This window comes from Flavobacterium artemisiae (assembly GCF_042678225.1).
Taxonomy (GTDB): domain Bacteria; phylum Bacteroidota; class Bacteroidia; order Flavobacteriales; family Flavobacteriaceae; genus Flavobacterium; species Flavobacterium artemisiae.
This window is the reverse complement of sequence record NZ_JBHUDZ010000002.1, coordinates 20,152-35,146: the sequence shown is the minus strand read 5'-3', so window position 1 is coordinate 35,146 and position 14,995 is coordinate 20,152. Positions and strand designations below refer to the sequence as shown.

Sequence of the window (14,995 nt, the reverse complement as noted above, 5' to 3'; positions counted from 1 at the left end):
TTAGTTTTTTAGTTAAGATTATTATTGATCTGAGAATTTAATTATAAAATTCACATAAGAATTTATAGGTCTGTTTTCCGTATCAAATCCACTTAAAGTATGAATATGATTTCCTGAAGTTGATGTAGTTACACTTCCTTCATTCCAAAGACCATAATGACTTCCTGCAATAGCATATGCGTTATTATTTACAGGTAAATGCGGAACATTGTGCAAGTGTTGACCTGCAGAATCTGTTGTAAATGGGATATTAGGTTTACTTGTTGCAAAATTTTGTAATGATCCAACATTGTTTCCTGTATTACCACCAGCTGAAATTGCTGTTCTTGTAGCAGTATCAGGATCCCTTTGACTGCTGTTAGAAACACCGCGTAAAAATCTCCCTCTTAGATCTGGGACATTAAAATTTCCTTCGAATCCTCCTGTACCTCCAAAATTGTTAGAAATAGACAAGGCAAGATAGATATACGTTTTTTTAGGATAAGATGCACCGTCACACGGAAGCCATCCTAATGCATTTAATGCAGCAATACTATCCTCAGTAAAATTTCCTGCATAAGGAACAATTGTTCCTGTTGGAATAATTTGTGACATAATTTCAATAGTTTGTATGGTTGCTCTTACTCGTTAGGCTTTTCAGAAACGCCCTGTTTTTAAAATGGTTTCTAGACTCCATTGATTTCTAAAAAAGTCATGCAAACTCTATCTGAATCATATAAAACAAAAAATTTTCATGATTTTAATTAGATTGACCAAATGATTCGCGAAGTCATTGATTTTCAACAACAAATCTATTCACGATTTGAGGGAACAAATCAAAAAATGATATAAGAAGGGGGAAATATTGTTATAAGAAAAGCAAAACACCACACAAAAAACACTAACAATCAAGTATTTACGATTAAAAACAGAAAATGCAACCCGAATTACATAAAAAGAATCAGATCACTAGAAGTAATATTTTTGATTTTACTTAAAATAAAAAATCATCAGCCACCAAAAAACAGGAACGGCTTCTACCCAAAAAGAAGTATAATATTTGGATCGGTTTGTATTGGCAAAAAAGATAAAAAGCATCAACATGACAACCATAATCAGATTTATAATGGCATCATGATAATTAAACGACGAAATAAAAATCTCCAAAAACCAAAATGGAATTAAAAGTAAAAATCCTAAAAGTTTGGTTTTCTTCACACCAATCGTCTGAGGAACGGTTTGCAAATGCGGATCGTCATTAGCTAAATCTAAAATTTCGAAAACTAAAATCAGCACAAAAACCAACACAAATCGCTGAATGCATTTGATAAAAAAATCAACTGAAAACGGAATCTCAGCATTGATTAAAGGCAAAACCAAAGTGGCGCCGACCCAGCAAATAGCAACAATATAGATTTTTACGCCTGCCCAGTTTCTGGCATTTCTCCGGTTCGGAAAAAAAGGCAAAGTATACAGTGCCGTTATGGCAAAAATTCCGAACGAGACGATTTGAGTAATTCTTTTTAATTGAAAAAAATAGTAACCAACCAAAACAACCGAAATCAAACTCAAAACAGCAATAATTTTTAATTGTGCTGAGATTGGATTTTTCTTCACACGAACAAGTGCATCATATTTTACGAAATTATATCCTACAATAGTTCCGAAAAAAACAAAAAGCGCCATTGGTTCATCGTATTGAATATGAAACACATGGAACGTAATTCGAACCAAAGCGTAACATGACAAAGCCACGTGAATACTGCTGTTTAAATAAAAATCTACTATTTGTTTTAGAAGTTTCATACCTCAAATCTAATCAATTAGTAACAAATCAACTCTTTAGTTATAAAATTGATAAAAATTGAAGTTAAAAATACCTATTAAATTATTAATAATACTTAATTTTGCGCCACAAAAAAACAACACATTTACTTTCAAATGTGATTTGCCCCATAAAACTGAGGCTGATTGCATTGACCTTAAAAAATTAGATAGCTACAAATGAGAACAGATGCTTTTGCTTTAAGACACATTGGCCCAAGAGAAACCGATCTTCCATTTATGTTGAAGACTATTGGAGTTGACTCTATTGAACAACTGGTTTACGAAACACTTCCAGATGATATTCGTCTAAAAGCGCCGTTGAATTTAGATCCTGCAATGACCGAATTTGAATTTGCAAATCATATTCGCGAATTAGGGAAGAAAAACAAAACATTTAAATCATACATTGGTTTGGGTTATCACCCAACTATCGTTCCGGCTCCAATTCAAAGAAATATTTTTGAAAATCCAGGATGGTATACAGCTTATACTCCTTATCAGGCAGAAATTGCTCAAGGTCGTTTAGAAGCTATTTTAAATTTCCAAACTACGGTTATTGAATTAACTGGAATGGAAATCGCAAACGCTTCTTTACTTGATGAAGGAACTGCAGCTGCAGAAGCTATGGCGTTATTATTTGACGTTAGAACTCGCGACCAAAAGAAAAACAATACACACAAATTCTTCGTTTCTGAAGAAATTTTACCACAAACTTTATCAGTACTTCAAACACGTTCAACTCCAATCGGAATTGAGTTGGTTGTTGGAAACCACGAAAACTTTGATTTTTCTACAGAGTTCTTCGGAGCGATTTTACAATATCCAGGAAAATACGGTCAGGTAAACGATTACAGCACTTTTGTTGCTAAAGCAAAAGAAAATGAAATTAAAGTTGCCTTTGCTGCTGATATTTTATCATTGGCTACCTTGACTTCTCCGGGAGAAATGGGAGCTGCAGTTGTGGTTGGAACGACTCAACGTTTTGGTGTACCAATGGGTTACGGTGGTCCTCACGCTGCTTATTTTGCTACTAAAGACGAATACAAACGTTCTATGCCAGGTCGTATCATTGGAGTTTCTGTTGATACAAACGGAAACCGCGCTTTACGTATGGCATTAGGAACTCGTGAACAGCACATTAAACGTGAAAAAGCGACTTCAAATATCTGTACTGCTCAGGTTTTATTAGCCGTTATGGCCGGAATGTACGCGGTTTACCACGGACCAAAAGGTTTAAAATACATTGCAAATAAAGTTCATGCATCTGCAGTTACTGCTGCTGAAGCTTTAAATAAATTAGGAGTTTTCCAGACTAATAGCGCTTACTTTGATACTATTTTAGTAAAAGCAGATGCTCAAAAAGTTAAAGCTGTTGCTGAGAAAAACAAAGTAAACTTCTTCTATCCTGATGCTGAAAGTATTTCGATTTCATTTAACGAAACGACTTCTGTTGCAGACATCAACCAAATTATTGCGATTTTTGCTGAAGCTTTAGGAAAAGAAACTTTCACTCTTTCCGAATTAACTGCCGCAACTCAACTACCTTCTTCTTTAGAAAGAACATCTTCTTTCTTAACACATGATGTTTTCAACAACCATCATTCAGAAAGTCAGTTGATGCGTTACATCAAAAAATTAGAGCGCAAAGATTTATCATTGAATCACTCAATGATTTCACTAGGTTCTTGTACAATGAAATTAAACGCAGCCTCTGAAATGCTGCCTTTATCTATGCCAAACTGGAACAGCATTCACCCATTTGCACCGGTTGACCAAGTAGAAGGTTACCTTACAATGCTTAAAAGATTAGAGCAGCAATTGAATGTAATTACTGGTTTTGCTGGAACAACTTTACAGCCAAACTCTGGAGCTCAGGGAGAATATGCAGGTTTAATGGCAATTCGTGCTTACCACATGTCAAGAAACGAAGGTCACCGTAATGTATGTTTGATTCCTTCATCGGCTCACGGAACAAATCCTGCTTCTGCAGCGATGGCTGGAATGAAAATCATTGTTACGAAAACGACTCCAGAAGGAAATATTGACGTAGAAGATTTAAGAGAAAAAGCAATTGAGCACAAAGATGATTTATCTTGTTTAATGGTAACATATCCTTCTACTCACGGAGTTTTCGAATCTTCAATTATTGAAATCACAAAATTAATCCACGATAACGGTGGGTTAGTATATATGGATGGTGCAAACATGAACGCACAAGTTGGATTAACAAATCCCGCTACAATTGGCGCTGACGTTTGTCACTTAAACTTACACAAAACTTTTGCTATTCCTCACGGAGGCGGAGGACCTGGTGTTGGACCAATCTGTGTGAACGAAAAATTAGTTCCGTTCTTGCCAACAAACCCAATTTTAAACGTTGGTGGCGAGCAGGCAATTACAGCTATTTCTTCTGCACCTTACGGATCGGCGCTAGTTTGTTTAATTTCTTACGGTTACATCACCATGATGGGAGCTGAAGGATTAAAAAGTGCTACAGAACACGCAATCTTGAATGCAAACTATATGAAAGCGCGTTTCGAAGGTCACTATCCAATTCTTTATACAGGAGAATGCGGAAGAGCGGCTCACGAAATGATTTTAGATTGCCGTGCATTTAAAGAAAACGGAATCGAAGTTGGTGATATCGCAAAACGTTTAATGGATTACGGTTTCCACGCTCCAACGGTTTCTTTCCCTGTAGCTGGAACTTTAATGATCGAGCCTACTGAATCTGAGGATTTAGCAGAATTAGATCGTTTTTGTGATGCGTTAATCTCAATCAGAAAAGAGATTGAAGAAGCAAAAGCTGATGATAAAAACAACGTATTGAAAAATGCACCTCACACATTGGCAATGTTAACTACTGATAACTGGGATTTCCCTTATACTAGAGAAAAAGCAGCATATCCATTAGATTATATTGCTGAAAACAAATTCTGGCCATCTGTTCGTCGTGTAGACGATGCTTACGGAGACAGAAATTTAGTTTGCAGCTGTGCTCCTATTGAAGCATATATGGAGAGCTAAAAATTAGTTTCTCTAACTATTTCAAACCCGACAGATTTTAAAAATTTGTCGGGTTTTGTTTTTTTATTTGTTTCAGCTTTCACTTTGTCAGCGATAACTTGAAATTTTTTTAAATCATAGCTTCTCTTCAAACGTTTGAAATCTCGGAAAAATTAAAAAATCATTAAAAAATAATCAGTATATCATTGAAAAATCTGTGATTCCGTAATTATATGCACGCATAGTATTTTTTATGATAGTTATCATAATTTTATTTATACTTTAGCAATAAATTTATCGGATAATAGGGCAAAAATGAACATAAAAATTATAGGTACAGGAAGTTATATTCCTACTAAATCAGTTAGTAATACTGATTTTGGAGATCATGTTTTTTTAAATGAAGACGGAACACCTTTTGGTTATCCGAATGAAGTTGTAATTAAAAAATTTAAGGGCATCACCGGAATTGAAAACCGCCGTTATGCCGATGACAATTATAATGCATCTGATTTAGCATTTTTCGCTGCCGAAAAAGCAATCGAAAACGCGAACATTGATAAAGAAACTTTAGACTATATTATTTTCGCACACAATTTTGGCGATGTAAAAATAGGAACCAATCAAACGGACATTCTTCCGAGTTTAGCAACGAGAGTTAAAAATAAACTGGCGATAAAAAACCCTAAATGTGTGGCGTACGATATTCTTTTCGGATGTCCAGGGTGGATTGAAGGCGTCTTACAAGCCAATGCATTTTTGAAATCAGGAATGGCAAAAAGAGTTTTAGTAATTGGAGCCGAAACGTTGTCTAGAGTTGTAGACGATCACGATCGTGACTCAATGATTTATTCTGACGGTGCAGGAGCTTCTGTTTTAGAACTTTCTACAGATGAATCTGGTTTACTTGCTTACGAAAGTGCTACTTTCGCTAGTGACGAAGCCAATTTCCTTTTCTTCGGAAAATCATACAATCCAGATTTAGATCCAGACATTAAATACATCAAAATGTATGGTCGCAAAATTTACGAGTTTGCTTTAAGCAATGTACCATGCGCCATGAAAAGCTGTTTAGATAAAAGCGGAATAGGAATTGAAGAGGTTAAAAAAATCCTTATTCACCAAGCAAACGAAAAAATGGACGAAGCGATTATCGAACGTTTCTACAAACTTTACGATAAAACACCTCCGAAAGACATTATGCCAATGAGTATTCATGATTTAGGAAACAGCAGTGTTGCAACCGTACCTACACTTTTCGACTTGATCCTTCAAGGAAAAATAGAAAACCACGAAATCAATAAAGGAGACGTAATCATTTTTGCTTCGGTTGGAGCGGGAATGAATATTAATGCATTTGTATATCGATATTAAAAATAATCTCGCAAAGACGCGAAGTCGCAAAGCTTTTTAAACCATATAAGTGATATAAGTTCAATTAAGTGAAAACTTAAAACATCTTATATCCCTTATATGGTTTATTTTTTTCAATTTTTTGAATCTTTGCGAGAAATTCATTTTAACATAGCACCTCAACTGAATACTAAAAACTAAACACTGATTTCTTTTTTAGTATATTTGCGACCTAATTAAAATCAAGAACGAGAATTGATTCGTTCGCAATGACTATGTACGAAAAAACGTTTCCGAACAAAAGATTCAAACTTACCTTAGAGTTTTTAAAAAAGCATGTCAGCACATCAGAAACCATATTTGATTTTGGTGTTCCTAATCCATTTTCTAAAATAATGGAAGAAAATGGTTATACGGTAAAAAACACAAAAGGTGAAGATTTAGACAACGATCAAACTGCTTTGCAAACAGAAGAATATACTGTTTTTACTGCATTTGAAATTTTCGAACACTTACTAAATCCATATACGATTTTACAAAACGTAAAATGCGATAAATTGTTAATTTCAATTCCATTACGTTTATGGTTCTCACCAGCATATCGCTCTAAAACAGATATGTGGGACAGACATTATCATGAATTTGAAGACTGGCAGTTAGACTGGCTTTTAGAAAAAACAGGATGGAAAATAACAGATCGTCTGCAATTTACACATCCAGTAAAAAAGTTCGGTTTCAGACCTTTATTACGATATTTCACTCCGAGATATTATATTGTTGTTGCTGAAAAAGTAAAGAACTAAGATTACAGATTAACGATTTTGGATTTCCGATTTTAGATAAAGTAAAAAAATCTAAAGTCTAAAATCTAAAATCTAAAATTTTCTAAATGAAATACTACATCGTCATTCCCGCGCACAACGAACAGGATTTAATTGGCTTGACGCTTCAATCTCTAGTTACACAAACTGTTTTGCCTTCAAAAATTGTGGTTGTAAACGACAATTCTACCGATAAAACAGAAGAAGTTGTGTTGGGTTTTGCAAAAGAGAATCCGTACATTTCTGTAGTCAACAAAACTTCAGATGCGATTCATATGCCGGGAAGCAAAGTAATTCAAGCATTTCAGAAAGGCTTTGAAACTTTGGATTCTGAATATGATATTATTGTAAAAATCGACGGCGATTTAATTTTTCCTCTAAACTATTTCGAAACTATAATCAAACATTTCGAATCAGATCCAAAAATCGGAATGGCGGGCGGATTCTGTTACATTGATAAAAATGGTGAATGGGTTTTAGAAAATCTTACCGATAAAGATCATATTCGCGGTGCTTTAAAAGCGTACAGAAAAGAAACATTTCAACAAATTGGAGGTTTACGACCTGCAATGGGCTGGGACACTGTTGATGAATTACTATGTAAATATTATGATTGGAAAATTGTTACCGACCAATCTTTACACGTAAAACATTTAAAACCAACCGGCGCAAATTACAACAAAACAGCACGTTACAAACAAGGCGAAGCTTTTTATACTTTAGGTTACGGTTTTTGGATCACTTCAATTGCATCTGCAAAACTAGCCATGATGAAGAAAAAGCCTTTTCTATTTTTTGATTATATTAGAGGATTTTTGAAAGCCAAAAAAGCCAAAACGCCTTTATTAGTTACCCCCGAACAAGCTAAATTTATTAGAAATTATCGTTTGGAAAAAATGAAACAAAAGTTAATTTGATTCGACAAAATGCCGAAAAACCTTAACTCATAACCCAAAACTCATAACTTCTTTTTACCTTAGCCAATATTTAAAACTTATGATGCTAATTCGTTATTTATCCCAAATAGGAAGATATTTTTTAATGCTTAAAGAAATTTTCAATAAACAGACAAAATGGTCTGTTATGAAAAATCTAATCTTAAAAGAAATTGACGATCTTATAATTGATTCCTTGGGAATTGTTTGCTTTATTTCCTTCTTTATCGGAGGAGTTGTTGCCATTCAAACGGCTTTAAACTTAACAAATCCTTTAATCCCAAAATATTTAATTGGTTTTGCTACACGTCAATCCGTAATTTTGGAGTTTGCTCCTACTTTTATTTCGGTAATTATGGCCGGAAAAATGGGATCTTACATTACGTCAAGTATCGGAACTATGCGAGTTACCGAACAGATCGATGCGCTGGAAGTAATGGGGGTTAATTCATTGAACTATTTGGTTTTTCCAAAAATCATCGCTTTACTAATGTACCCTTTTGTAATAGGTATTAGTATGTTTTTAGGAATTTTTGGCGGATGGATTGCTTGTGCTTATGGAGGATTTTCTACAGGAGCAGATTTTATTTCAGGAGCTCAAATGGAATTCATACCTTTTCATATTACTTACGCTTTTATCAAAACCTTGATTTTTGCAATGCTATTGGCAACCATTCCATCTTTTCACGGATATTACATGAAAGGTGGAGCACTAGAAGTTGGAAAGGCAAGTACCATATCATTTGTATGGACATCGGTTACTATCATTCTTCTAAATTATATATTAACACAATTATTATTAGGATAATGATCGAAGTAAAAAACATAGAGAAATCATTTGGCGACAGTAAAGTTTTAAAAGGCGTTTCGACCGTTTTTGAAACTGGAAAAACCAACTTGATCATCGGACAGAGTGGATCTGGAAAAACAGTTTTATTAAAAACATTATTAGGAATTCACACTCCGGATTCGGGAACAATTGAATTTGACGGAAGAGTTTATTCTGATTTAGATAAAGACGAAAAACGTGAATTAAGAACTGAAATCGGAATGGTATTTCAGGGAAGTGCATTGTTTGATTCTATGACGGTTGAAGAAAATGTAGCTTTTCCATTGAGAATGTTTACTAATAATACTAAAGCACAAATCAAAGAACGTGTTGATTTTGTTTTAGAAAGAGTAAATCTGGTTGATGCACATAAGAAACTGCCTTCGGAGATTTCTGGAGGAATGCAGAAGCGTGTTGCAATTGCCCGCGCAATTGTAAATAATCCGAAATATTTGTTTTGTGATGAGCCAAACTCTGGTCTTGATCCAAACACCTCAACTTTGATCGATAATTTGATTCAGGAAATTACAAAAGAATACAATATTACAACCGTAATTAACACACACGATATGAACTCGGTTATGGAAATCGGTGAGAATATTGTTTTCCTTAAAAAAGGTCTAAAAGCTTGGCAGGGAACTAAAGAAGAAATCTTTAGAACTGACAATAAAGATATCGTGAAGTTTGTTTATTCTTCTAACCTATTCAAGAAAGTAAGAGAAGCCTATTTGAAAGGTTAAAAACCTTTTTAAATTTCGATATTTAAAATCCCAAATTCCAATTGTAAAACCGGAATTTGGGATTTTCTTATTGACTATCGTATTCTTTATTAAGCCCCAAACCTATTGTAAGTCCAACACCAGCAAAAGTATTTTTAGATATTGCTCCATATATTTTGAGACCAACACTAGGAGTTATGGCATTCAATACTAAATTAGATTTTCTTTTCCTTTTTGGCTTAAACCATTTAAAATTAACTTCAAAAGGAACAGCATAATATCTTTCATATCTGAAATTGCGATTGTTATCAAAATCTCTAATAGTTGTTTTTAAATTATTCGAACTTATTCCTGTAGAGATACTAAAAGAATGACTGTTTTTTATCCATCTTCTTCCGTACATGACAGCATATTCGTCATTATCTTGCGCATTGTGAAAAGAAAAAACACTATCTCTTTGCACATATCCCGTTAAATGCGAATATCGTAAAGTAAACAAACTTTTCTTGTATTGATAATTCACTTCTCCGCCGCCAGCAAAACCAAAATAATCCATACATGAAAAACCTCCGAAAGCCTCGGCATAAATAATTGGGTTGGTTTTTTCTTTTAATTTAACCTCTTTAATTTCTTGTGAAGAAGCTAAATTTGAAAGTAGAAGAACAAAAGTAATTTTAAGTAGTTTTTTTATCATGATCCTTTTTATTCTATTTCTAAGATAATATATTTCTCAACAGCCAATAAAAAAATCCAAAATCCAACTTTTAAAATTGGATTTTGGATTTTATATTTTTGGGATTTAATGTATTACTTCTACTTCCGCATTTGGATTAAAGAGATACGTTTTTCCTGAGCTTATTTCAATACATTCAAAACGTTTTGTCCTCACGGCAAGTTTCTTAAATACCTTTCCATTTTTTATTTTAAAAACACTTCCAAACGGAATTTCAAAAACATAATTCTTATCGCTGTCTGTGTCATATTGTTTTAATGCCAAAGACAAAGTGGTATCTGTATCACTGCTCGCCGAAGGGTTTTTAAAATGACGTGCTAACAGAGGCAGAATTTGACCCGGAAAAATCTCCGGCCTTATGAACGGAACCATTAATCGCTGGAAAGTAAATTTCCATTCATTGCCGTGTGGTTTTATATTTCGTCCAAATTTTTCAAACGCAACCAAATGAGCAATTTCATGAATCAAGGTAATTAAAAAACGATATTTATTTAAACTGGCATTTACCGTAATTTCATGCTTCCCGCTCGGTCCGCGTCTGTAATCTCCATGACGTGTCTGACGCTCATTTACGATTTTCAGATGAACCTGATTGGCAACAATCAAATCAAAAACGGGTTTGACTGCATGTTCCGGTATATATTTAGCTAAAGTTTCGCTCAAAATTTGGGTTAAATGTTATTTGTTATGAGTTATGGATTAGTCGAAGAAACTTCTAAAACTTTTCCATTAAAATATTTATTTCCGTTTAGTGTAAAATCATAAATGTAAGTCGCCATTCCTTCTGCCGAAATTGGCGCTTGATAACCTGGAAAAGCTTCGTTAAGCATTTCAGTTTGAACTGAACCTAAAGCCAGAACATTAAACGAAATACCTTTTTCTTTGTATTCTTCAGCCAATAACTCTGTCAAAGTAATTACTGCTCCTTTGCTCGAACTATACGCCGCTAATCCTGCAAATTTTAAACTGCCGCGAACACCGCCAATTGAACTTATTGTTACAACATGACTTCCTTTTTCTAAATACGGAAGACAAATACGTGTTAGGTTTGCAACGGCAAAAACATTTACTTTATAAATACTTTCAAAATCGGCTTGAGTGGTTTCTGCAAAAGGTTTTAAAAGCAAAGCTCCAGCATTATGAACCACTGCATCTACTTTTTTCCAAGTTGAAGAAAGAAAATGCTCTACTTCCTGAAGCGAATCTTCAACTGATAAATCAACCGAAAGACAGCTCACATTAGGATTTTCCATTAATATTTTTGGAGTATTTCTTGAAATAGCCAAAACCTGATGACCAGCATTAGCAAATTGTAATGCTAACTCATATCCGATTCCTCTGCTGGTTCCTGTAACAATAATATTTTTCATGAAGCAAAAATAATCAAATGCGACAAAACGGACTGCTATTTATTCATAGTAATTTCCTGTTTTGGCGAATCGGTGATTTTGGTTACAGCTGGTAATAATTCTTGAGTGAAAGCAGTAATATGCGGAACATCCATCACTTTAAATTCATCCGAAACATGGTGGTAAAAATCGAAGTTTTCGAAATCAAAAGTACTTATCGACTGGCACGGTTTTCCGAAAGCTTGAAAAAACGAATAATTATCTGATCTATAAAACAATTGATATTCTGCTTCTTTTGGTAAAAACCCAATCGTATTTTTTCCTGTATATTCATTGATTTTCTGAGCCATATTCGATTTATCAAAACCAGTAATATACGCTAGATAATCTCTTTTCATTGGCACACCAATCATTTCGATGTTTAATTGGGCATAGAGATTAAAATCTTGTTTTTTCAGTTTCTGAACTAAACTTTTAGAACCCAACAATCCTTTTTCTTCCCCAGCAAAAAATACAATTAATATACTGCGTTTATTTGATTTTGTTTCGCTGAAATATTTTGCCATTGCTCCAACAGAAGTCACTCCCGAAGCGTCATCATTAGCTCCATTGTTAATCATATCAGCCTGCTGTTTTTTTTCTAAACCAATATGATCGTAATGTGCACTTAAAACAACAAATTCTTTTTTAAGTTCAGGATCGGTTCCTTCAATAACACCGACAATATTATACGCGGGACTTTTAAAATTAGTAAGCGTATCGCGATACGTTTTGAAATACGGTTTTACATTATTTTTCTTTAGATAATCTTCTAAAAAAACTGCTGCTTTCTCGATTCCCTTAGTTCCCGTTTCACGACCTTCCAATTCATCAGAAGAAAGATATTTTAAGAAATCCGAAATTTCAGTTTCATTGACTTTATAAGTTACTTCAATTGGTTTTGAAGCAGATTTTGATTCTTTTTCTGCTGTGGTTGTAGTGTTCGATTTACAAGCCAAAAAGATAAAAGGAAGTAAATAGTAGAGTTTTTTCATTGTATTTAAGTTTTAGTTAGTTTTTAAAAAAGGAAAATAAATAATATTTCAATCTATAAACTTATGAAAACTTAAAGAATAATCATAAAAAAACCCTTTCAAACTATAAAATCGAAAGGGTTTAAAATATTTAGAACAGCTGATTATCCTGCGATAACCGATCTTGAAATTACAATTTTCTGAATTTCCGAAGTTCCTTCGTAAATCTGAGTAATTTTTGCATCACGCATCATACGTTCAACATGATATTCTTTTACGTAACCATTTCCTCCGTGAATTTGAACCGCTTCAACCGCTGTATCCATTGCCACCTGCGAAGCAAATAATTTTGCCATTGCACCAGAAACATCATAATTTTTATGCTGATCTTTATCCCAAGCCGCTTTCATACACAAATGACGTGCAGCTTCGATATTTACAGCCATATCTGCCAATTTAAATGCAATTGCTTGGTGATTGCAAATCTCTGTTCCAAAAGCTTTACGCTCTTTAGAATATTTCAAAGCCAACTCGTAAGCTCCAGAAGCAATTCCTAGTGCTTGAGAAGCAATTCCGATTCTACCTCCCGCCAGCGTTTTCATTGCAAATTTAAATCCGAAACCATCTTCTCCGATTCTATTTTCTTTTGGAACTTTTACATCCGAAAACATTAAAGAATGTGTATCCGAACCACGAATTCCCATTTTCTGTTCTTTTGGACCAACAGAAAAACCTGGCATATCTTTGGTCATAATCAAAGCATTGATTCCTTTATGTTTCAATTCCGGATGCGTTTGTGCAATCACTAAATATACCGAAGCTGTATTTCCGTTTGTAATCCAGTTTTTTGTACCGTTTACCAAATAGTGATCTCCCATATCAATGGCAGTTGTTTTTTGAGAAGTTGCATCACTTCCTGCTTCTGGTTCGCTCAGACAAAATGCCCCGTGAATTTGTCCTGAAGCCAGACCAGGTAAATATTTTTGTTTTTGTTCTTCTGTACCAAATTCTTGTAATCCCCAGCAAACTAATGAGTTATTAACAGACATTACAACAGAAGCCGAAGCATCAACTTTAGAAATTTCTTCCATTGCAATAACGTACGAAATAGCGTCTAGACCGCTTCCTCCATATTTAGGATCCACCATCATTCCCATAAATCCTAATTCACCCATTTTTTTAACCTGTTCGGTTGGAAAAATTTGTTTTTCGTCGCGTTCAATAACACCAGGTAATAATTCGTTTTGAGCAAAATCTCTTGCTGCTTGTTGAATCATTAAATGTTCTTCTGTAAGATTAAAATCCATAATCGTTTATTTTATTTTTTTGTTCGGCTAAGTTCTATTGAAGTTCTCAGCCGTTGGTTTATTTGTTTGTTTTTTGTGTTTAAGAAAGACCTTTAAGTTTAATTCAAAGGCTTCCAAAGATACTTTTTAAAAGTTTAATTTACAATGCATGCATATAAAATTACACGATCAGCAACAATCACGATAACGTTTTCGTAATTATGTAGGTTTTCGACGTAATGAACAAGAATTTTGCAGCGAATTTTATAAAAATGATAAATCAGAATAGGCTATAAAAAACCTAAAATAAAGGCATTTTTTGACTAATTTTTCACTATCCAATATTAAACAATTCTTAAAATACGTAAAAGTACGTAAAACAAGTCTTACTAATTTGATTATTAATGCAATACGAATTTTAAATGTAAAATCTACAAGAAAAAAACATTTAAAAAATGAATGAAATATTAAGAAATTAACATTATTTTTGACCAAAAAATAAATAATTGATAGAACATGAAAAAGATTTTACTATTACTTACACTCCTTTTAAGCTTACAATTTTCAACCGTTTCTGCGCAGACTCAAATTGATGTTAATGGTGTTACTGTTCCTAGAAAAATAGATTTTCAAGGCAAAACTTTACAGCTTAACGGTGCAGGCGGCAGATCTAAAATGTGGTTAGAAGTTTATGTTCAAGCGCTATATTTATCGCAGTTAAGTCAAGACCCAAAATATATTATTGATAGCGATACCGAAATGGCTGTTCGAATTGAAATTACTTCATCTATGGTTTCTTCAAATAAATTAACAAAAGCGATGAACGCTGGTTTTGAAAAATCTGCAGGAAGTAATCTTGAGTCTTTGCGTCCAAGAATTGAACAGTTCAAAACTTACTTAAGTGATGCAATTACAGAAAAAGATGTGTTTGTTTTATTTTACAATCCGCTTGATCAAAGTGTGAGTGTAATTAAAAATGAAGTATCGAAAGGAAAAATCACCGGATTTGATTTCAAACAAGCATTATTTGGTATCTGGCTTTCTGATAAACCAGTTGACGAAACTTTAAAAAAGAATTTGTTAGGAATGTAATTTCTAGTTTTTAATACGATTTGAAAGCCGAAAACTACAACGTTTTCGGCTTT

Annotated in this window: 14 protein-coding genes; 7 read left to right on the top strand and 7 right to left on the bottom strand. The window is 33.8% G+C overall.

All coding sequences use genetic code 11. From position 1 onward, the window contains the following. Positions 1 to 21 precede the first annotated feature (21 nt). Both ACFSC2_RS01955 and ACFSC2_RS01950 read right to left on the bottom strand, forming a co-directional pair. A complete protein-coding gene (locus tag ACFSC2_RS01955) occupies positions 22 to 594 on the bottom strand; it encodes a phage tail protein (protein WP_379815949.1) in 573 nt (190 codons plus the stop codon). 375 nt (positions 595 to 969) lie between these two features. After that, positions 970 to 1,785: a UbiA prenyltransferase family protein gene (locus ACFSC2_RS01950; protein ID WP_379815948.1), complete on the bottom strand. Its 816-nt coding sequence runs from the start codon at positions 1,783 to 1,785 to the stop codon at positions 970 to 972. A 198-nt stretch (positions 1,786 to 1,983) separates the two neighbouring features. Between ACFSC2_RS01950 and gcvP the strand changes: the two genes are divergently transcribed. The 6 genes from gcvP to ACFSC2_RS01920 all read left to right on the top strand — a co-directional run bounded on the left by gcvP (position 1,984) and on the right by ACFSC2_RS01920 (position 9,490). Then, complete coding sequence (gcvP, locus tag ACFSC2_RS01945) at positions 1,984 to 4,833, top strand: aminomethyl-transferring glycine dehydrogenase (RefSeq protein ID WP_379815947.1); 2,850 nt, start codon at positions 1,984 to 1,986, stop codon at positions 4,831 to 4,833. A gap of 294 nt (positions 4,834 to 5,127) precedes the next feature. Then, positions 5,128 to 6,186, top strand: a complete 1,059-nt coding sequence (locus tag ACFSC2_RS01940) for a 3-oxoacyl-ACP synthase III family protein (protein WP_379815946.1) — start codon at positions 5,128 to 5,130, stop codon at positions 6,184 to 6,186. A gap of 254 nt (positions 6,187 to 6,440) precedes the next feature. Further along, complete coding sequence (locus ACFSC2_RS01935; RefSeq protein ID WP_379816362.1) at positions 6,441 to 6,968, top strand: methyltransferase; 528 nt, start codon at positions 6,441 to 6,443, stop codon at positions 6,966 to 6,968. Between the two features lie 86 nt (positions 6,969 to 7,054). After that, complete coding sequence (locus ACFSC2_RS01930; protein ID WP_379815945.1) at positions 7,055 to 7,903, top strand: glycosyltransferase family 2 protein; 849 nt, start codon at positions 7,055 to 7,057, stop codon at positions 7,901 to 7,903. A gap of 79 nt (positions 7,904 to 7,982) precedes the next feature. Continuing rightward, positions 7,983 to 8,729 carry an MlaE family ABC transporter permease gene (locus tag ACFSC2_RS01925; protein ID WP_379815944.1) on the top strand — a complete coding sequence of 249 codons (747 nt, stop codon included), beginning with the start codon at positions 7,983 to 7,985 and terminating at the stop codon, positions 8,727 to 8,729. Continuing rightward, the gene (locus ACFSC2_RS01920; RefSeq protein ID WP_379815943.1) at positions 8,729 to 9,490 is read left to right on the top strand and encodes an ABC transporter ATP-binding protein; all 762 of its coding nucleotides are present in this window, start codon (positions 8,729 to 8,731) and stop codon (positions 9,488 to 9,490) included. The genes ACFSC2_RS01925 and ACFSC2_RS01920 overlap by 1 nt, the downstream gene beginning before the upstream one ends. Positions 9,491 to 9,557: 67 nt before the next feature. Here the strand turns inward: ACFSC2_RS01920 and ACFSC2_RS01915 are convergent, their stop codons facing one another. The 5 genes from ACFSC2_RS01915 to ACFSC2_RS01895 all read right to left on the bottom strand — a co-directional run bounded on the left by ACFSC2_RS01915 (position 9,558) and on the right by ACFSC2_RS01895 (position 13,871). Then, on the bottom strand, positions 9,558 to 10,163 hold the full coding sequence (locus ACFSC2_RS01915; protein WP_379815942.1) for a hypothetical protein: 606 nt from the start codon (positions 10,161 to 10,163) through the stop codon (positions 9,558 to 9,560). A gap of 105 nt (positions 10,164 to 10,268) precedes the next feature. After that, positions 10,269 to 10,865, bottom strand: a complete 597-nt coding sequence (locus ACFSC2_RS01910; protein WP_379815941.1) for a SprT-like domain-containing protein — start codon at positions 10,863 to 10,865, stop codon at positions 10,269 to 10,271. A gap of 29 nt (positions 10,866 to 10,894) precedes the next feature. Further along, positions 10,895 to 11,572 (bottom strand): SDR family NAD(P)-dependent oxidoreductase, encoded by a 678-nt coding sequence (locus tag ACFSC2_RS01905; RefSeq protein WP_379815940.1) that lies wholly within the window; start codon positions 11,570 to 11,572, stop codon positions 10,895 to 10,897. A gap of 35 nt (positions 11,573 to 11,607) precedes the next feature. Beyond that, a complete protein-coding gene (locus ACFSC2_RS01900) occupies positions 11,608 to 12,585 on the bottom strand; it encodes a M28 family peptidase (RefSeq protein WP_379815939.1) in 978 nt (325 codons plus the stop codon). Between the two features lie 143 nt (positions 12,586 to 12,728). Then, entirely contained in the window at positions 12,729 to 13,871 is a 1,143-nt protein-coding gene (locus ACFSC2_RS01895) for an acyl-CoA dehydrogenase (RefSeq protein WP_379815938.1), read from the bottom strand. Positions 13,872 to 14,366: 495 nt separating this feature from the next. Between ACFSC2_RS01895 and ACFSC2_RS01890 the strand changes: the two genes are divergently transcribed. Then, entirely contained in the window at positions 14,367 to 14,942 is a 576-nt protein-coding gene (locus ACFSC2_RS01890; protein WP_379815937.1) for a chalcone isomerase family protein, read from the top strand. Positions 14,943 to 14,995 lie beyond the last annotated feature (53 nt).

Bases quoted from the DNA above. Each gene is read 5' to 3' on its own strand.
- ACFSC2_RS01890 (WP_379815937.1), top strand. From the start codon at position 14,367: ATGAAAAAGATTTTACTATTACTTACACTCCTTTTAAGCTTACAATTT.
- ACFSC2_RS01940 (WP_379815946.1), top strand. From the start codon at position 5,128: ATGAACATAAAAATTATAGGTACAGGAAGTTATATTCCTACTAAATCA.
- ACFSC2_RS01915 (WP_379815942.1), bottom strand. From the start codon at position 10,163: ATGATAAAAAAACTACTTAAAATTACTTTTGTTCTTCTACTTTCAAAT.
- ACFSC2_RS01920 (WP_379815943.1), top strand. From the start codon at position 8,729: ATGATCGAAGTAAAAAACATAGAGAAATCATTTGGCGACAGTAAAGTT.
- ACFSC2_RS01955 (WP_379815949.1), bottom strand. From the start codon at position 594: ATGTCACAAATTATTCCAACAGGAACAATTGTTCCTTATGCAGGAAAT.
- ACFSC2_RS01925 (WP_379815944.1), top strand. From the start codon at position 7,983: ATGATGCTAATTCGTTATTTATCCCAAATAGGAAGATATTTTTTAATG.
- ACFSC2_RS01900 (WP_379815939.1), bottom strand. From the start codon at position 12,585: ATGAAAAAACTCTACTATTTACTTCCTTTTATCTTTTTGGCTTGTAAA.
- gcvP (WP_379815947.1), top strand. From the start codon at position 1,984: ATGAGAACAGATGCTTTTGCTTTAAGACACATTGGCCCAAGAGAAACC.
- ACFSC2_RS01935 (WP_379816362.1), top strand. From the start codon at position 6,441: ATGTACGAAAAAACGTTTCCGAACAAAAGATTCAAACTTACCTTAGAG.
- ACFSC2_RS01895 (WP_379815938.1), bottom strand. From the start codon at position 13,871: ATGGATTTTAATCTTACAGAAGAACATTTAATGATTCAACAAGCAGCA.
- ACFSC2_RS01930 (WP_379815945.1), top strand. From the start codon at position 7,055: ATGAAATACTACATCGTCATTCCCGCGCACAACGAACAGGATTTAATT.
- ACFSC2_RS01905 (WP_379815940.1), bottom strand. From the start codon at position 11,572: ATGAAAAATATTATTGTTACAGGAACCAGCAGAGGAATCGGATATGAG.
- ACFSC2_RS01950 (WP_379815948.1), bottom strand. From the start codon at position 1,785: ATGAAACTTCTAAAACAAATAGTAGATTTTTATTTAAACAGCAGTATT.